This window comes from Amycolatopsis sp. NPDC058340, from assembly GCF_042723975.1.
Classification (GTDB): domain Bacteria; phylum Actinomycetota; class Actinomycetes; order Mycobacteriales; family Pseudonocardiaceae; genus Amycolatopsis.
In genome coordinates this window covers 163,736-180,575 of sequence record NZ_JBHXIB010000009.1, presented here as the reverse complement: position 1 = coordinate 180,575, position 16,840 = coordinate 163,736, and the positions used below count along the sequence as shown (strand labels likewise).

The 16,840-nt window shown below is 70.1% G+C and carries 21 protein-coding genes; 10 read left to right on the top strand and 11 right to left on the bottom strand.

Annotated features, from left to right (window positions below; translation table 11 throughout):
* Nucleotides 1–109 precede the first annotated feature (109 nt).
* From ACFWIW_RS14820 to ACFWIW_RS14780, 9 genes are all read right to left on the bottom strand, one after another.
* On the bottom strand, nucleotides 110–496 hold the full coding sequence (locus tag ACFWIW_RS14820; protein WP_378368922.1) for a PPOX class F420-dependent oxidoreductase: 387 nt from the start codon (nucleotides 494–496) through the stop codon (nucleotides 110–112).
* Between the two features lie 9 nt (nucleotides 497–505).
* A complete protein-coding gene (locus ACFWIW_RS14815; RefSeq protein WP_378368921.1) occupies nucleotides 506–1,240 on the bottom strand; it encodes an ABC transporter permease in 735 nt (244 codons plus the stop codon).
* Nucleotides 1,237–1,962 (bottom strand): ABC transporter ATP-binding protein, encoded by a 726-nt coding sequence (locus ACFWIW_RS14810; RefSeq protein ID WP_378368920.1) that lies wholly within the window; start codon nucleotides 1,960–1,962, stop codon nucleotides 1,237–1,239. The genes ACFWIW_RS14815 and ACFWIW_RS14810 overlap by 4 nt, the downstream gene beginning before the upstream one ends.
* 48 nt (nucleotides 1,963–2,010) lie before the next feature.
* On the bottom strand, nucleotides 2,011–2,571 hold the full coding sequence (locus tag ACFWIW_RS14805) for a putative glycolipid-binding domain-containing protein (protein ID WP_378368919.1): 561 nt from the start codon (nucleotides 2,569–2,571) through the stop codon (nucleotides 2,011–2,013).
* Nucleotides 2,568–3,491: an NADP-dependent oxidoreductase gene (locus ACFWIW_RS14800; protein WP_378368918.1), complete on the bottom strand. Its 924-nt coding sequence runs from the start codon at nucleotides 3,489–3,491 to the stop codon at nucleotides 2,568–2,570. Before ACFWIW_RS14800 ends, ACFWIW_RS14805 begins: the two co-directional genes overlap by 4 nt.
* Nucleotides 3,492–3,519: 28 nt before the next feature.
* Nucleotides 3,520–4,518, bottom strand: coding sequence for a hypothetical protein (locus ACFWIW_RS14795; protein ID WP_378368917.1), 999 nt, complete (start codon nucleotides 4,516–4,518; stop codon nucleotides 3,520–3,522).
* The gene (locus ACFWIW_RS14790) at nucleotides 4,515–5,024 is read right to left on the bottom strand and encodes an RNA polymerase sigma factor (protein WP_378368916.1); all 510 of its coding nucleotides are present in this window, start codon (nucleotides 5,022–5,024) and stop codon (nucleotides 4,515–4,517) included. Before ACFWIW_RS14790 ends, ACFWIW_RS14795 begins: the two co-directional genes overlap by 4 nt.
* Nucleotides 5,025–5,113: 89 nt before the next feature.
* Entirely contained in the window at nucleotides 5,114–6,334 is a 1,221-nt protein-coding gene (locus tag ACFWIW_RS14785) for a phytase (protein ID WP_378368915.1), read from the bottom strand.
* A gap of 10 nt (nucleotides 6,335–6,344) precedes the next feature.
* Nucleotides 6,345–6,947, bottom strand: a complete 603-nt coding sequence (locus ACFWIW_RS14780) for a TetR family transcriptional regulator (RefSeq protein ID WP_378368914.1) — start codon at nucleotides 6,945–6,947, stop codon at nucleotides 6,345–6,347.
* Between the two features lie 38 nt (nucleotides 6,948–6,985).
* On the opposite strand from ACFWIW_RS14780, the gene hisF reads away from it, so the two are divergent.
* The 5 genes from hisF (at nucleotide 6,986) to ACFWIW_RS14755 (ending at nucleotide 9,565) form a co-directional block, all read left to right on the top strand.
* On the top strand, nucleotides 6,986–7,759 hold the full coding sequence (hisF, locus tag ACFWIW_RS14775; RefSeq protein WP_016335963.1) for an imidazole glycerol phosphate synthase subunit HisF: 774 nt from the start codon (nucleotides 6,986–6,988) through the stop codon (nucleotides 7,757–7,759).
* A complete protein-coding gene (locus ACFWIW_RS14770; protein ID WP_378368913.1) occupies nucleotides 7,756–8,145 on the top strand; it encodes a hypothetical protein in 390 nt (129 codons plus the stop codon). Before hisF ends, ACFWIW_RS14770 begins: the two co-directional genes overlap by 4 nt.
* Nucleotides 8,135–8,491: a phosphoribosyl-AMP cyclohydrolase gene (hisI, locus tag ACFWIW_RS14765; protein ID WP_378368912.1), complete on the top strand. Its 357-nt coding sequence runs from the start codon at nucleotides 8,135–8,137 to the stop codon at nucleotides 8,489–8,491. The genes ACFWIW_RS14770 and hisI overlap by 11 nt, the downstream gene beginning before the upstream one ends.
* A gap of 3 nt (nucleotides 8,492–8,494) precedes the next feature.
* Nucleotides 8,495–8,857, top strand: a complete 363-nt coding sequence (locus ACFWIW_RS14760) for a DUF1304 domain-containing protein (RefSeq protein WP_240593936.1) — start codon at nucleotides 8,495–8,497, stop codon at nucleotides 8,855–8,857.
* A 243-nt stretch (nucleotides 8,858–9,100) separates the two neighbouring features.
* The gene (locus ACFWIW_RS14755; RefSeq protein ID WP_378368911.1) at nucleotides 9,101–9,565 is read left to right on the top strand and encodes a hypothetical protein; all 465 of its coding nucleotides are present in this window, start codon (nucleotides 9,101–9,103) and stop codon (nucleotides 9,563–9,565) included.
* A 46-nt stretch (nucleotides 9,566–9,611) separates the two neighbouring features.
* Here ACFWIW_RS14755 and ACFWIW_RS14750 read toward each other — a convergent pair whose 3' ends face one another.
* Entirely contained in the window at nucleotides 9,612–10,217 is a 606-nt protein-coding gene (locus tag ACFWIW_RS14750) for a TetR family transcriptional regulator (RefSeq protein WP_037344873.1), read from the bottom strand.
* 95 nt (nucleotides 10,218–10,312) lie between these two features.
* On the opposite strand from ACFWIW_RS14750, the gene ACFWIW_RS14745 reads away from it, so the two are divergent.
* From ACFWIW_RS14745 to trpA, 5 genes are all read left to right on the top strand, one after another.
* Nucleotides 10,313–11,875 carry an anthranilate synthase component I gene (locus ACFWIW_RS14745; protein WP_378368910.1) on the top strand — a complete coding sequence of 521 codons (1,563 nt, stop codon included), beginning with the start codon at nucleotides 10,313–10,315 and terminating at the stop codon, nucleotides 11,873–11,875.
* A complete protein-coding gene (locus tag ACFWIW_RS14740; RefSeq protein ID WP_378368909.1) occupies nucleotides 11,868–12,425 on the top strand; it encodes a Trp biosynthesis-associated membrane protein in 558 nt (185 codons plus the stop codon). Before ACFWIW_RS14745 ends, ACFWIW_RS14740 begins: the two co-directional genes overlap by 8 nt.
* A 192-nt stretch (nucleotides 12,426–12,617) precedes the next feature.
* Nucleotides 12,618–13,427, top strand: a complete 810-nt coding sequence (trpC, locus tag ACFWIW_RS14735) for an indole-3-glycerol phosphate synthase TrpC (RefSeq protein ID WP_005155232.1) — start codon at nucleotides 12,618–12,620, stop codon at nucleotides 13,425–13,427.
* The gene (gene trpB, locus ACFWIW_RS14730) at nucleotides 13,424–14,653 is read left to right on the top strand and encodes a tryptophan synthase subunit beta (RefSeq protein WP_378368908.1); all 1,230 of its coding nucleotides are present in this window, start codon (nucleotides 13,424–13,426) and stop codon (nucleotides 14,651–14,653) included. The genes trpC and trpB overlap by 4 nt, the downstream gene beginning before the upstream one ends.
* On the top strand, nucleotides 14,650–15,441 hold the full coding sequence (gene trpA / locus ACFWIW_RS14725) for a tryptophan synthase subunit alpha (protein ID WP_378368907.1): 792 nt from the start codon (nucleotides 14,650–14,652) through the stop codon (nucleotides 15,439–15,441). The genes trpB and trpA overlap by 4 nt, the downstream gene beginning before the upstream one ends.
* 21 nt (nucleotides 15,442–15,462) lie before the next feature.
* Here trpA and ACFWIW_RS14720 read toward each other — a convergent pair whose 3' ends face one another.
* Nucleotides 15,463–16,836: a glutamine synthetase family protein gene (locus ACFWIW_RS14720; protein WP_378368906.1), complete on the bottom strand. Its 1,374-nt coding sequence runs from the start codon at nucleotides 16,834–16,836 to the stop codon at nucleotides 15,463–15,465.
* Nucleotides 16,837–16,840: the final 4 nt, after the last annotated feature.

Here is a 16,840-nt window from a genome sequence, read left to right as displayed (position 1 = left end):
GGCGGGCCGCCCCCCGGCCGGGGGGGGGGGGGGGGGGGGGGGGCGCCCACACCGCCGCGGGGTGGGGGCGTGTCGGTTCTAACCGTCCTCGCCACTCACGAGGCCCAGGTCATTCCGCCAGCTTGATCGCGATCCCCACGGTCCGGTCCTTCGGCCCCCGCAGCCTGCTGAAGAACATCGTGACCCGGCCGGTGATCCCGTATTTCCGCGCGATCACCTTGCGCACGCGTTCCGTCTCGTCGAGGTCCAGCAGCCGCGCCTCGCCCGCGACGACGTCGCCATGGGTCTTGTTGCCCCGGAAGTCACACGCCTGGACCTCGACGCGCCCGCTGTTGCGGATGCGCTTGACCTTGCCCGCCTTCCGCTCGGACCAGAGCACCAGTTCGCCGCCGTCGCCCGCCGCCCAGACCGGCGTCGGCACCGGGGTGCCGTTCTTGCGGAAGGTGGTCAGGACGACGTACTTCTCGGCGGCGATCCGCTCGAACTCCGATCCCATGTGGAGAGTCTAGGGCGTCCGCCTGCGCAGCGTCGCCGCGCCGAGGACCAGCGCGGCCAGGGCGCAGGCCCCGACGACGATCAGATTCCGGATCAGCGTCGCGTCCACGGTGCCCGACGTGGTGACCCGGGTGAGGGCTTCGACGGCGTACGAAAGCGGCATCACGTTCGAAAGCCAGTTCAGGAGCCAGCCCATCTCGCCGCGTGGCACGAACAGGCCGCACAGCAGGATCTGCGGCAGCACGAACAGCGGCATGAACTGCACGGCCTGGAACTCCGTCCGCGCGAACGCGCTCACGAAGAGGCCGAGCGCCATCCCGAGAAGCGCGTCGAGGACGGCGATGAGCAGCAGCATCCCGATCGAACCCGCGATGTCCAGGCCCAGCCAGGCGAGCGACACCGCGGCGGCGACGCCGACCTGGACGATCGCGATCGAGCCGAACGCGATCGCGTAGCCGAAGAGCAGGTCCATCCTGCCGATCGGCAGGGTCATCAGCCGTTCCAGGGTGGCCGTGGTGCGCTCGCGCAGCGTCGTGATCGAGGTGATCAGGAACATGATCAGGAACGGGAAGACACCGAGCAGTGCCGGCGCGACGCGGCTGAACACCGCTTCGGAGTTGAAGACGAAGCGCAGCAGCACCATCAGCAGCGACGGGACGACGATCAGCATCGCGACGGTGCGTGGATCGTGCCGCAGCTGAAGGAGGATGCGGCGAGCCGTGGCCAAGGTCAAGGCGGGATTCATGACGGGCTCACCTCGGTCTCGCGGACCAGCCGCAGGAACGCCTGCTCCAGATCGGTCGTCCCGGTGCGTTCGCGCAGGCCGGCCGGGGTGTCGTCGGCGAGGATCCGGCCTTCGCGCATGAGCAGCAGACGGTCGCATCGCGCGGCCTCGTCCATCACGTGGCTGGACACGAGCAGCGTCGCCCCGCCCTCGGCGAGACGGCGGAAAAGCGCCCAGAGTTCGTCGCGGAGCACAGGATCCAGTCCGACGGTCGGTTCGTCGAGGACGAGCAGTTCGGGCTTCCCGAGCAGCGCGACGGCGAGATTGGCGCGGCTGTGCTGGCCGCCGGACAAGGCGCCGACGAGCTTGCCCGCGTGCTCGGCGAGCCCGACTTCGCCGATCACCCTGTCCACATCGGACATCGGCGTGCGGAGGACGGAAGCGAAGTAGCGCAAGGCTTCCGTGATGGTGAGGTCGGCGTAGATGGCCGGGTTCTGGGTGGCGTAGCCGATCAACCGCCGCAGCGGCGGGCTGCCGGCGGGATGGCCGAGCACGGTGACCTCGCCCTCGGCGACGATCTGCACGCCGACGATCGAGCGCATCAGCGTCGTCTTGCCGCAGCCACTGGGGCCGAGCAGACCGGTGATCCGGCCGCGCGGCGTCGCGAAACCGACGTCCCTGACGACCTCACGGCCGCCGCGGACGACCCGCAGGCCCGTCACGGAGATCGCTGAATTAGCCATGCGTTTAATTCTGCGCCCGTTGAGAAGCGAGAGTCAAGAGGGGGTGTTTCAGGACAGCCGCACGGCGAGGCCCGGGTAGTCGCGCACCAGCAGGTACCGGTCGTAACGCAGCACGCAGGAGAAATCGAAGACCGGTGCCGCATAGGCGAAATCGTGGTCACAGACCCGCTCGTAGCGCTGCTCGAGCCGCTCCACGGCGAGATCGCCCGCCCGGACGTACACGGCGGGCGCCTCGGCGGCGGCGCCCGCCGCCAGGCCCAGCCGGTGCACCGGCAGCGTGTTCGTCATCGACGACGACTCCAGGTCCACGTCGAAACAGCCGTCGAGCCGCGGATCCGCGACCCCGTCCACCCGCCATCGTCCGTCGCCGACGGATTCGAGCACCGTGCGCCGGGCGCCGCTCGCCGACCGGCCCGAGATCTCCGCCGACCGCGTACGCCAGGCGGCGTCGACGGTGATCGCGTACTCGACGAACCAGGATTCGCCGTCCTCGACGGCTGTCGTGGCCCCGCTGATCCGCCAGCCGCCGTCGTGTTCTCGGAAGAACGCGACCTCCAGGCCGGTCCTCGCGTCCCGATGCAGCCAGCTCGCGGTCGTGGGGAGGCTCATGGCACCAGGACGAGCTTGCCCCGGACGTGACCCGCTTCGCTCTCGTCCTGGGCCGCGGCCGCTTCGGCGAGCGGGTAGACCCGGGCGATCGGCAGGTCGAGCTTGCCTTCGGCGGCGAGTGCGGCGCCCTCGGCCAGCGAGCCGGGCACCTGCTCGGCCGGAGATCCCGACGTGAAGCGCACGCCGTGGTCGGCCGCGTCCGGCGCGGCGATGGTGATGACCCGTTTCGGGCCACCGGTCAGCTCGACCAGGGTGGCGAGCGAGCCACGCCCGGAGGCGTCGAAGGACGCGTCGACGCCCTGTGGCGCGACGTCGCGTACGCGTTCCGCGAGGCCTTCGCCGTACTGCACCGGGACAGCGCCCAGCGAGCGCAGGTACTCGTGGTTCCCTTCGCTCGCGGTGCCCACCACGGTCAGCCCGCGCGCGACGGCGAGCTGGACGGCGATGGTGCCGACACCTCCCGCGGCGCCGTCGACGAGCAGCGTCTCGCCCTCCTGGAGATCCAGCAGGTTGAGGGCGCGATAGGCGGTGTTGACGACGACGGGCAGCGCCGCGGCCAGTTCCCACGAAAGCGCCTCGGGCTTCCGGGTCAGCTTCGCGGGATCCGCGAGGACGTACTCCGCGTATCCGCCTGCTCCGGAGCCGAGCACCTCGTCACCGGTCGCGAAATCGGACACGCCCTCGCCGACCGCGTCGATCACCCCGGCGATGTCGCCACCGGGGACGGCGGGGAACTCCGTCGGGAACGCCTCGGCCATCAGCCCGGAGCGGATCTTCCAGTCGATCGGGTTCACGCCCGCGGCCCGGACGGCGACCCGCACCCGGCCGGGGCCCGGCTCGGGCAATTCCCGCTCGAGGACGCGCAGGACCCCGGAGTCGCCGTATTCGGTGAACGCGATGGAGCGGTAGGTGTCCGTCATGCCGTCGACAACCCCCGTCCCTTCGTCACTATTCCGGTGGCTTCCCGAACCAACTGTAGTCGCCGGGGATCAGCTGGACGCCGTTCGCGATGCCGAGCAGGGTGGCCTGGTCCCGTTTGCCGGATACGGTGAGCCACCGCCCGCCCTCCACCTGGACGGCGACCGTTTCGTCCTCGACACCGAGCCGTCCGGTCCGTTTCGGCAGGTAGAGGCCGTCGGCGCCCCTGACCTTCAGCGGCACGGGCGCGGCGTCGCCCGAGTCCGGCCGTTCGGCGCGGAGCGATGCCGTGACGACCGGCGCCGCGGTGGGTTGCCCGGCGAGGGTGGCTTCGACTTCGGTCGCGCCCCCGCCGGCGGTCATGTACGTGTACACCCCGGACAGCTCCAGGCCGGCGGGTAAACCGCCGAACCGCAGTTCGCCCGAAACCCGGGCACGGCCGTCCCGCACCATCTCGTCCGCGATCCGCTGACCGACGTCGCGCGGGTCCTTGATCCCGAACAACGTCAAGCTCAGCAGGTACGTGTCGTCGGGCGACCAGGTCAGCATCGTCGCGTCGCCGTAGACCTCCGCGACCATCCCGACGCGACCGTGCACGATGATCTGGTTCGGCGCGGGCGCGATGGTCCACGGTCCGCGCCGCTCGTCCAGCGGAGTGGTGGTCAGCTGGATCTGCCCCGTCTCGCCGCTGCTCCACGTCCTGGTCTGCGGCGCGGGATAGGCCTTCGCGCGCCGGGTCAGCTCCTTGAAGCCGTCGGGCAGCCAGCCGGGCTTGTACGGCAGCACCGCCCAATCGGCGTTGCGCGGCGAGGCCGGGGGAACCGCGGTGTAGGCCCGCAGGCCCAGCGGCACACCGAGCGCGATGATCGCGACCGCCGCCGCGACCAGTGCCAGTGCCATGGCCGGACGGCTTCGCGACCGTTGGGCCAGCGCGTCGCGGATCTCGGCACCGTCGGGCGCCCGCGTCGCCAGGTGCTCCAGGCTCTCCCGGATCAGGTCCTCGGTGTGCTCGTCACTCAGTCGGGTCATTTGCGGGCTCCCGTGGGCTGCACGGACGGGGACGGCCCGGTTTCCCGCAGCGTCGCGAGCGCGCGCGAAATCTGGCTGCGCACGGTCGACGTCGCGCAGCGGAGTACCGCGCCGATCTCCTCGTCGGAGTAGTTCTCGTAGTAGCGGAGCACGATCGCGGCGCGTTGTTTGCGCGGGAGCTTCGCGAGCCGGTCCAGCATCGCGTCGCGTTCGTCGTATTCGATGGCGTGATCGGAGACCGGCGGGCTCACCAGGTCGAGCACTTCCGGTGACGACGGGGTCACGCGGCGGACCGCCAGCCGCCTTCGCCACGAGAGGTACTCGTTGGTCACCATCCGGCGGACGTAGGTCGGCGGCGAGTCGATCTTCGGCCAGCGTTGCTGAGCACGCAGCAGCACCTCCTGGACGATGTCCTGCGCCAGGTACGGATCGTCGGTCAGGACGGTCGCGTAGCGCAGGAGGCCGTCCAGGCGATCCGCGACGAACTCGTCGAAGGTCGCAGGCACGTGTCCCCCTCAGCCGGTGGTCTCCCCCTAAGGACGCGCGAGACCACCCGGCTGATGCATCGGGAGCGGAACTTTCTCGGTGAACGTGATCACCGCACGACGGTCTCCAGCCGGACGAAGGCGAACCCGGTGGTCGCGAGTTCCTCACCGGCGGGGCCGGTGGCGGCGGGACGGCGTTCGCCGTCGTGCACCACCAGCAGGCCGTGCGGGAACAGCGGCCCCAGCGGCCTGGTGGTGATCGCGGCACCGTCGGAATGCTCGACCGAGTCGGTCCCGCGTCCGGCGACGATCCGGAAATCGCGCCGCGGGGTGAGAGCGCGGTCGTAGACCACGAACCGCGAGTCGCCCTGGCTCGACGCGAGCAGCTTGCCGTCGGCCAGCGCCAGTCCTTCGGCGTCCGCCGTCAGCCACTTGCCGCCGAAACCGGGGTCGGTGCCGTCGGCGACGCATTCCTCGGTCGCCTCGTCGAAGCGCTGCGGAACCCCGAACGACCGCACCTTGTCGATCAGCTCCGGGCGGCCGAAACCGGCGCCGCCCACCGGGATCCGCCAGATCCCGACGTCCTCCTGCGCGGTGTAGAGCACGCGGTTCGCGGCGTCGAGGATCGAGCCCTCCAGCTGCGGCCGCTCGTCCGGTTCACCGCAGGGCGACCACGTCTTCCCGTTCGGCAGCCGGAACTCCGACGGCAGGTCGATCGTGCCGATCGGCGCCGTGCCGACGGTACCGTCCGCTTTGTCGACAAGTCGCAAGAGCGCCACGCGGGTCTCGTGCCGCCGGGTCACCGCGACCCAGCGCGCGCCGGTCCGCGGGTCGCGTGCGGCGGTGAGTCCGTACGCGGTCCGCTGTTCGTCCACTTCGGACTCCGACGTGGAGAAGACCGGCGGGGCGGAAGGATCCGTGACGTCGCGCAGCACCCGCGAACCGGCCGCGGCACCGGCCGGGTCGATCCGGTAGACGCGTACGCGGTCCCGGCCGCGGTCGCTCACCACCGCGAGATCGCCGACGACGTCGACGTTGTTGAACCGGCCGCCCTCGGGAACGGCGAGATGCTGCAACTGCCGAGCCTTCAGGTCGAACGCCGCCAGCCCGCCTTCCTTGAGCGTGCCGAGGACGACGCTGGCCGACGGATTCTTCGGGTGGACCCAGATGGCCGGGTCGTCGGCGTCGGCGTTCGCCGGGTCCGCGCCCGCGTCGTCGACGTAGGCCCTGGTCTGCGCCACGGGCGAGGGGTTCTGGCCCGCTTCGGCTGGCACGGCGGTGAGCAGCGAGGCCGCCAGCAGGGGGAGGGGGAGGAGAGCAGCGATGCGCATCCTCGGGAAATTAGCCGTGCGGAGTGTCCGGCCGGTGAACGCCGGGGGTCAGGTAGTACTGCGCGACCGGCGCCAGCATCGCGACGATCTCGTCCTCCGAGGCGGCGGCCAGCGGCGGGAGCCCGATGACGTAGCGCAGCAGCGCGAACCCGATCATCTGCGCGGCGATCCCGGCCACCCGGACCTTCGGCACGCCGCGCGCCTCGGCGACCCGCGCCAGCACCGCCCGCTCCAGGAACTGCCGCATCATGGTCGCGACCTGCTCGTTCGTGGTCGCGGAGCGGATCATCGCCAGGAACGGCGCTCTGCCGTCCGGGGCCTGCCAGAGGCCGAGGAACGCGCGGACGAGACGCTCGCCGATCTCGTCCTCGGGGCCTTCGAGGATCCGGGGGACCAGCTCGCCCGGGTCGACCGGCAGGTTCATCGACATGGCGAAGAGCCGTTGCTTGGTGCCGAAGAAATGGTGCAGCAGCGCCGCGTTGACCCCGGCGTCGGCCGCGATGCCGCGGACGGTCGCCCCGTCGTAGCCCTGTTCGGCGAACCTGCGCCGTGCCGCGTCGAGGATCACCTCCCGCGTCTCGGTCTGCCCCGGCCGCCGCCCCGCCTGTGCCATTCCGCGAGCTTAGAACGCGCTTGACTACGCTTGTCCCCATGTCAGTCGCAGTCAGGGTCATCCCGTGTCTCGACGTCGACGCGGGCCGTGTGGTGAAGGGCGTCAACTTCGCCGACCTGCGCGACGCCGGCGACCCCGTCGAACTCGCCCGCCTGTACGACGCCGAGGGCGCGGACGAGCTCACGTTCCTCGACGTCACGGCGTCCTCCGGGGACCGCGAGACCACTTTCGACGTGGTCCGCCGGACCGCGGAGCAGGTGTTCATCCCGCTCACCGTCGGTGGCGGCGTGCGCACGAACGACGACGTCAACCGGCTGCTGCGCACCGGCGCGGACAAGGTGAGCATCAACACCGCCGCCATCGCGCGGCCGGAGTTCCTGCGCGAGGCGTCCCGCAGGTTCGGCGCGCAGTGCGTCGTGCTGTCGGTGGACGCGCGCCGGGTCCCCGAAGGCACCGAACCGACCCCGTCCGGTTTCGAGGTGACCACCCACGGCGGTCGCCGCGGCACCGGGATCGACGCCGTCGAATGGGCCGCGCGCGGCGAGGAACTCGGCGTCGGCGAGATCCTGCTCAACTCCATGGACGCCGACGGCACGAAGAACGGCTTCGACCTCGAACTCCTCACCCAGGTGCGCGCGGCCGTCCGCGTCCCGGTGATCGCCAGCGGCGGCGCCGGCGCGCTGGAGCACTTCCTGCCCGCCGTCGAAGCGGGTGCGGACGCGGTGCTCGCGGCCAGCGTGTTCCACTTCGGGCAGCTGAAGATCGGCGAGGTCAAGAGCGCGCTGCGTGCCGGGGGAGTCGTGGTCCGGTGATCGCGAACAAGTGGAAGGCCGCCACCGAGGTCAAGGTCGTCTGCGCGTTGCTGCTCGGGCTAGCCCTCGCGTACCTCGCGATGGCCGGGGTCCTCATGTTCGCGCCGTACTCCACCGCGCGGACCTTCCTGCTTCCGGCGACTTCGCTGGTCCTCGGCGGTCTCGTCGTGGCGGGGCTGGTGCTGAAGATGTCGTCCGCGCGGTTCGCCGGGTTCGGGGTCAGCTTCCTGTTCGGGTTGCTGCACGCGCTGTCGATGCTGGCGGCGGAACTCTTCTGGGTGAAGATCGTCTCCGGGATCCTCTTCGCCGGGTACATCTACGCGGCGGTCCTGCTCAACTCGATGCCGGTGAAACGGCACCTCCTCGGAGCCACGAATGACGCTTGACCCCGCCCTCTCGGATCGCTTGAAGCGCAACGCCGACGGGCTGATCGCCGCCGTCGTCGTCGAACACTCCACATCGGACGTCCTGATGATGGCGTGGATGAACGACGAGGCCCTCGAACGCACCCTCACCACGCGGCGCGGGACCTACTACTCGCGCAGCCGCGAGGAACTGTGGGTGAAGGGCGAGACGTCGGGCCACGTCCAGCACGTGCGCGAGGTGCGGATCGACTGCGACGGCGATACCGTCCTGCTGCGCGTCGACCAGACCGGCCCGGCCTGTCACACCGGCACGCACACCTGTTTCGACACCGACGAACGGCTGCTGCTGGCCGACGAGAGCGAGTGACCCGTGAATGTCGTCGCCAACGTGCTGGTCGGCATCGTCGCACTGATCCACCTGTACATCGTCGTGCTCGAGATGTTCCTGTGGACCACCCCGCGTGCCCGCGCGTCCTTCGGCACCACCGAGGAGTTCGCGAAGGAGAGTTCCGCGCTCGCGGCGAATCAGGGGCTGTACAACGGTTTCCTCGCCGCCGCGCTGATCTGGGGCCTGATCGCGACCGGCGGCACGGCGTGGCAGTTCAAGATCTACGGTCTCGCGTGCGTGATCGTGGCCGGGCTCTACGGGACGGCGACGGCGAGCAAGAAGATCTTCTTCGTGCAGGTGGTGCCGGGCACGCTGGCGCTGATCGCGGTACTGCTCGCGGGCTGAGGCGCCTGCTCACTTGCACGCTCGCTGAGCGCTCTCGGTTGCCCTGGAGCGAGATGTGACTCGTTGTCCGGGAGAGCCACTTTTCTCGATTAACCTCGGTGCATGAAACTGGGGCGAGGGAACAAGAAGACCGACCGTCCGAGACGACGTCCAAGGGTCGCCGGGCGACCTCGTTCCGGCGCGGACGGCGACTTCACCGAAGGCTTCGAGCCGCCGACGGTCCACGAAGAAGTGGCCACCCCGTTGATCGAGAAACTGTCGCTTCTCGAACAACGGGCGACGGCTTGGGCGGCGTTCTGGATCGCTTATTTCGTCGTGTGTCAGATCGTTTCGGACGATCGCCGATTCGAGGTTCTGGCCCCACTTTCTTTGGTTGCCTTCTACGGTATTCCGGCGTGTCTGTACGCCGCCTGGCTCTGGAGGAGCCGCCGTCGGTCCGCCGAGAAGACGGGTTTGCGCGAGGCCATGGCGACGGTCCGGCCCGGCTGGCTGTTCCCCAGGATCGACGTCTATCTCGACCACGACTACAAGTTGCTTCAGACGCGCCGGTCGCTGCGGATCGCTCCCCGTTTCAACGGGCTCGAGAAAGTCCCCGTCTTCATCGGCGGCGAGGACACCGACATGATCGTGATCTTCCCGCGCGGGCGCTTCTCCAAGGACACGCTCTACACGGTCCCCGTCAAGGAAATCGAACCGGACACGGACTGACTCGTGAGTGGTAAGGACGGTTAGAACCGTCCTTACCACTCACGAGTCAATCGATGTCGCCGGTGAGGTAGCGTTGCACGGTCGGAGCGATCGCGGTCACCAAAGGCTCGATCTCGCTCGAAGCCATCGGCTCGAATTTCGCGACGTAGCGCACCAGCCCCATCCCGACGAGCTGGGAAGCGCAGAGCGTGGTCCGCAGTTCGACGCGGTCCGAGCCCAGCCCGCCGATGACCTTCGTGAAGAAGTTCTGGAAGAAACCGCGCAGCACGGCCGCGGCCTGTTCGTGCCCGGCGACGCTGCGGACGAGGGCCTGGAACACCTCGCCGCCCGCGCCGTCCCATCGGGTGAGGAAGGTGCGGACGATCCGCTGGCCGAATTCGTCGTCGGGCCCGTTCTGGAGTTCGGCGAGCAGTTCGTGCGGATCGAACGGGAGCTTCAGGATGGCTTGGGCGAACAGCCCTTCCTTGCTGCCGAACCAGTGGTTCACCATCGCCGCGTCGACCCCGGCCCGGGTCGCGATCGCGCGTACGGTCGCGCCGTCGAAACCGCTCTCGCCGAATACCGCGCGCGCCGCTTCGATCAACGCGGTGCGGGTGTCCTGCCCGCCGGGCCGCCGTCCCCGCCGCCGCACGGTAGTGTCTTCACCAGCCATGGCGTCATCATGAACGGACCCGGCCAGAAATTCAACAATCTTTGAATTCATCCCCCCGTCCCGGTCCGTACGGCCGTTGCAGCACAATGAGCGACATGGTCAGCGCCGCAAACGCCAGCTCCTCGGGGCTCGGCTCGGTCAGCCCTTCGCGCGACGAGTTCCGCGCACTCGCCGAGGGCCGTCGCGTCATCCCCGTCGTCCGTCGCGTGCTCGCCGACGGTGAGACCCCCATCGGGGTCTACCGCAAGCTCGCCGCCGACCGGCCGGGCACGTTCCTGTTCGAATCGGCGGAGAACGGCGCTTCCTGGAGCCGATGGTCGTTCATCGGCGTCGACAGCCCCGCCGCGCTGACCGTGCGTGACGGCGAGGCCGTGTGGACCGGCACCCCGCCGGTCGGCCTGCCGACCGAGGGCGACCCGCTCACCGTCCTGCGCGAGACCGTCGCCGCGCTGCACACCGAGCAGCTGCCCGGGATGCCGCCGCTCACCGGCGGCATGGTCGGCTACATCGGCTACGACGCCGTCCGCTGGCTCGAACGCCTCCCCGAACTCGCCGAGCGTGACCTCGACATCCCCGAGCTCACCATGCTGCTGGCGACCGACTTGGCCGCCTTCGACCACCACGAGGGCACCGTCACCCTGATCGCCAACGCGGTCAACTGGGACGACTCGGCCGAGCGCGTCGACGCCGCGTACGACGACGCCGTCGCGCGCCTGAACGCGATGACCAAGCAGCTGCACGTCGCCGCCCCGGCCACGGCCGCCGTCTTCGACCGTCCCGCGCCCGAATTCACGCGCCGCCGCTCCAAGCCGGATTTCCACGCCGCCGTCGAGAAGGCCGTCGAGGCGATCAAGGCCGGCGAAGCGTTCCAGATCGTGCCGTCGCAACGCTTCGAGATCGAGACCCAGGCCGACGCGCTCGACGTCTACCGCGTGCTGCGCACGTCCAATCCGAGCCCGTACATGTACCTGCTGCGCCTGGACGGTTTCGACATCGTCGGATCCAGCCCGGAGTCGCTGGTCACCGTGCGGGACGGCCGCGCGACCACGCATCCGATCGCGGGCACCCGCTGGCGCGGCGCCGATCCGGAGGAGGACGCGCAGCTGGCCAAGGACCTGCTCGCGGACGAGAAGGAGCGTGCCGAGCATCTGATGCTCGTCGACCTCGGCCGCAACGACCTCGGCAAGGTCTGCAAGCCCGGCACCGTGCGCGTCGTCGACTTCTTCGACGTCGAGCGTTACAGCCACGTCATGCACATCGTCTCCACGGTCACCGGGGAACTCCTCGACGACAAGACGGCTTTCGACGCTGTCACGGCCTGTTTCCCGGCGGGGACGCTTTCGGGTGCGCCGAAGGTCCGCGCGATGCAGCTGATCGAGGAGCTGGAGCCGACCCGCAGGGCGCTCTACGGCGGCGTTGTGGGCTACCTCGACTTCGCCGGGGACGCCGACACGGCGATCGCGATCCGCACCGCGCTGATGAAGGACGGCACCGCGTACGTCCAGGCGGGCGGGGGAGTCGTCGCGGATTCGGTGGCGGACTACGAGGACAACGAGTCGCTCAACAAGGCCCGTACGGTGCTTTCCGCCGTCGCGGCGGCGCAGACGATGATCGCGGCGGACGAACTCGACCCGGCGGGTGACCGCACTCGTGTCTGAGGCCCCGGCGAAGAAGGCCAAGCGTCCACTGTGGATCGCCGTGGTGGGCCTGCTGCTGGGCGCGGTCGCGTTGTGGGGTTCCTCGCGGCTCGTGTGGTTCGCGGAGTTCCGCGACGGCGGCGTGCGCGGCACCGTGCTGTACACGGAAACCGGTTCACAGCGTGCGGTTGCGCTGATTCCCCTCGCGTTGCTGGCACTCGCCGGCACCGCGGGGCTGATCGCCACCGGCGGCTGGCCACGCCGGGTGCTCGGCGTGGTACTCGCCGTGGCCGGCGTCGCCGCGGTGTGGATCGGCGTGGCGGGCGGCTCGTTCAGCGGATTCGCCGACGGACTGCCCGTCGCCCAGATGCTGGGAGCCCGCGGCCTCGCGATCCTCGGGGGAATTCTCGTGACCGCGGGCGGGTTGGCAGCCATCAAGGGCGCGGGCCGGATGCCGCGCCTCGGCGCGAAGTATTCGGCGCCGGGGGCGAAGAAGAAGGCCGCGAAGGATCCGGAGACCGAGCTGTGGGAGGCGCTGTCCGACGGCGAAGATCCCACCGCGACCCGGTGACGACGGCGGAATTCGCGGGTTTCGGAGATCCACGCCGGGAAAGATGACACGGTGGGCATTCGGAGTAACGGACATACCCGGAACCAGGCCGTATCCGTGCGGGGGTTAGCATCGTTTCGGCGGGAAGGGGAAGGTTTTTGTGAGCGACCTTGCGAAGGAATCCGTGAGTACGACGGCCGGTGAGGGACTCCGGTGAGCGTGCTCGAAGACATCGTCGCCGGCGTCCGTGCCGATCTCGCCGAGCGCGAGGCGGCTCTGCCGTTCGACGAACTGAAGAAGCGCGCGACCCAGGTCGCGCCCCCACGTGACGTCCTCGCGGCCCTGCGCGAGTCCGGTATCGGCGTCATCGCCGAGGTGAAGCGGCGCAGCCCGTCCAAGGGCGATCTGGCCGAGATCCCGGATCCGGCCGCGCTGGCGAAGGACTACGCCGACGGCGGCGCCAGGGTGATCAGCGTGCTGACCGAGCAGCGGCGGTTCGGCGGTTCGCTCGCCGACCTCGACGCGGTCCGCGCGGCGGTGGACATCCCGGTGCTGCGCAAGGACTTCATCGTCAGCCCGTACCAGGTCCACGAGGCGCGGCTGCACGGCGCGGACATGGTCCTGCTGATCGTGGCCGCGCTGGAGCAGAACGCCCTGATCGCGTTGCTGGACCGCGTCGAATCGCTCGGGATGACCGCGCTGGTCGAGATCCACAACGCCGAAGAGGCCGACAAGGCGCTCGAAGCCGGCGCGAAGGTGATCGGCGTCAACGCCCGCAACCTGCACACCCTCGAGGTGGATCGCGACGTCTTCTCGCGGCTGGCCCCCGGCCTGCCGATGGACGTCTTCAAGATCGCCGAGTCCGGTGTCCGCGGCCCCGGTGACCTGATGTCCTACGCGGGTCACGGCGCCGACGCCGTCCTCGTGGGCGAAGGGCTCGTCGCTTCGGGAGACCCGAAGGGCGCCCTGGTCAAGCTCGTGACCGCCGGTTCGCACCCCGCTTGCCCGAGGCCTTCTCGATGAGCGTGGAGTACACCGAAACACCGCACGGCGAGCACGACCCGGACGGCCGGGGCTACTACGGCCCCTACGGCGGCCGGTTCATGCCCGAGGCCCTGATCGGCGTCGTCGACGAGGTCGCGGCGGAATACGACAAGGCGAGGACCGACCCGGACTTCGTCAACGAGTTCCGGCGCCTGCTGCGCGAGTACGCCGGCCGCCCGTCGCTGCTCACCGAGGCCAAGCGCTTCGGCGAGCACGCCGGCGGCGCCCGGATCTTCCTCAAGCGCGAGGATCTGAACCACACCGGTTCGCACAAGATCAACAACGTGCTCGGCCAGGCGCTGCTCACCAAGCGGATGGGCAAGAAGCGGGTCATCGCCGAGACCGGGGCCGGGCAGCACGGCGTGGCCACCGCCACCGCCTGCGCGCTGCTGGACCTGGAATGCGTCGTCTACATGGGCGAGGTCGACACCGAGCGGCAGGCGCTGAACGTCGCCCGCATGAAACTGCTCGGCGCCGAGGTCATCCCGGTGAAGACCGGCTCGCGCACGCTGAAGGACGCGATCAACGAGGCGCTGCGCGACTGGGTCACCAACGCCGAGGACACGCACTACCTGTTCGGCACGGCGGCGGGCCCGTACCCGTTCCCGATGATGGTGCGGAACTTCCACAAGATCATCGGCGAAGAGGCCCGCGCCCAGATCCTGGAGCAGGCCGGTCGCCTGCCCGACGCCGTCGCGGCCTGCGTCGGCGGCGGGTCGAACGCGATCGGGATCTTCCACGGTTTCATCGACGACGCGTCGGTGCGCCTGGTCGGTCTCGAACCGGGCGGCGAGGGCATCGAGGGCAACCGTCACGGCGCCACGCTGACCAAGGGCACCCCGGGCAACCTGCACGGCGCGATGACGTACCTGCTGCAGGACGAGGACGGCCAGACCGTCGAGTCGCATTCGATCTCCGCGGGGCTGGACTATCCGGGCGTCGGCCCGGAGCACTCGTGGCTCAAGGACAGCGGCCGCGCCGAGTACCGGCCGGTGACCGACGCCGAGGCGATGGACGCGTTCAAGCTGCTTTCGCGTACCGAGGGCATCATCCCGGCGATCGAGTCGGCGCACGCGCTGGCCGGCGCGCTGGTGCTGGGGCGCGAACTCGGCCCCGAGGGGCTGATCATCGTGAACCTGTCCGGTCGCGGCGACAAGGACATGGACACGGCCGCGAAGTACTTCGGCCTGGTGGAGAACGCATGAGCGCGCTGGACGAGATCTTCGCGAAGACCCGGGCCGAGGGGCGCGGCGCGCTGATCGGCTACCTCCCGGCGGGCTTCCCGACGGTCGACGGGTCGAAGGACCTGCTGGCCGCGGTGGTCGACGGCGGCGCCGACCTGGTCGAGGTGGGCGTGCCCTACTCGGACCCGGTCATGGACGGCCCGACCATCCAGGCCGCTTCGGTGAGCGCGCTCTCGGGCGGCTTCAAGCTCAAGCACCTGTTCGAGGTCGTCGAGTCGGTGTCGTCGCGTGGTGGCAAGGCCGTCGTGATGACGTACTGGAACCCGGTGCACCGCTACGGCGTCGACCGCTTCGCGCGGGATCTCGCCGCCGCGGGCGGGCTCGGGATGATCACCCCGGACCTGATCCCGGACGAGGCCGACGAGTGGATGGCCGCCTCCGAACAGCATGGCCTGGACCGGATCTTCCTGGTCGCGCCGTCCTCTTCGGAGGAACGGATCGCGAAGACCGTCGCGGCCGCTTCGGGTTTCGTGTACGCCACCGCCGTGATGGGTGTGACGGGTGCCCGTGACCAGGTCGGCGTGCACGCCGAGGACCTGGTCGAGCGGACCCGCGCGCATACGGAACTGCCGATCGGCGTCGGGATCGGCGTCCGGTCCGGCGAGCAGGCGGCGCAGGTCGCCGGGTTCGCGGACGGCGTCATCGTCGGTTCGGCGCTGGTGACCGCCGCGGCGAGCGGTACCGACGCGGTGCGCGAGCTTTCGGCCGAACTGGCCGCGGGTGTGCGGAAGACCGTCGCCCCCGCTTGATCCGAAGGCGCGGCGGTGGCCTCAGTGCCGCCACCGCTGCGCTTCGGTGACCTCCTTCGCGCTCGCGCCGGCGAACCGCTCGATCTCCGCCCGCCGGACGTCCACGATCGTCGTCGCCAGCGGAGCGCCGAACGCGGCCGCCAGGTCCTTGTCCGCCTCGAACGCGGCGACGGCCTCCTCCAGCCGCTGAGGCAGGCGCTCGATCCCGCGCGCGGCGCGTTCCTCTTCCGTCAAGACGCCAGGGTCGACGTCCACCGGTTCCGGCAGTGACGCTTCCTCGTCGACACCGGCCATCCCGGAGAACAGCAGCGCGGCCGCCAGCAGGTACGGATTCGCGGTCAGGTCGAAACATTTGACCTCGAGGTTCGCCGCCGACTCGCGGTTCCCGGCGACGCCGCGCACCAGCCGCAGCGGCGTCTCCCGGTTCTCCAGCCCCCACGCGGTGTACACGCCCGCCCAATGGTGCGGCTCCAGCCGCAGGTAGCTGACCACCGACGGTGCCCCGATCGCGAGCAGTGCGGGCAGCCGCTTGAGGATGCCCGCGCTGAACGACTCGGCGACCGGTGTCAGCCCGAAAACCCTTTCCCCACCGGAGAAAAGATTCCGCGCGCCGTCCCAGACGCTCAGATGCACGTGCCCGCCGTTGCCGACGCCGGCGGGCGCGAACTTCGGGGTGAAGGACGCTTTCAGCCCGTGCCGGTGGCTGAGCGCGCGGATCGTCTCCTTCGTCAGCACGGCGATGTCGGCCGCGCGCACCGGATCGGCCGCGGCGACGGACAGTTCGAACTGGCCGTCGGCGTACTCCGGATGGATCTGCTCCACCCCGGCGCCCTGTTGGTCCAATGTGGACACCAGGGCGCGGAGGTAGTCCGCGCGCTCGGAGAGCCTCGCGTAGCCGTAGGCCGGGCCCGCCGTGGCCGACGTCGCGTCGTCCGGGGTGTCGGCGCTGGTGATCACCCATTCGATCTCGAAGCTCATCCGCGCGCGGAGACCGCGTGCGGCGAGCCGGTCCACCGCCGTCGCCAGCAGGGCACGCGGATCCTGCGGATGCGGCTCGCCCTCCTGGTCGAGTTTCGTCACCGGCGCCCAGGCCCAGCCGGGTTGCCCGGCGAGCACGGTCAGCGCGTCGAGATCCGGATGCAGCCGCAGGTCGCCGACCGGCCCGAGGGAATGCTCACCGCCGGTGATGACATCGTCGAAGCCGAAGAAGTCGAAGGAATTCGAAGCGCCGACACCCCACGCGGCCGCCGACGGCAGCTTCCGCAGCGGCACCGCCTTGACCCGCGCGATCCCGGCGTTGTCCACGAAGGTCAGCGCCACGAGCTCGACACCCCGTGCCCGGAGTTCCCCGGTGAGGGCGGTCGCGCGGGCCGTCAGTGCTTCCCGGTTCACCATGGTT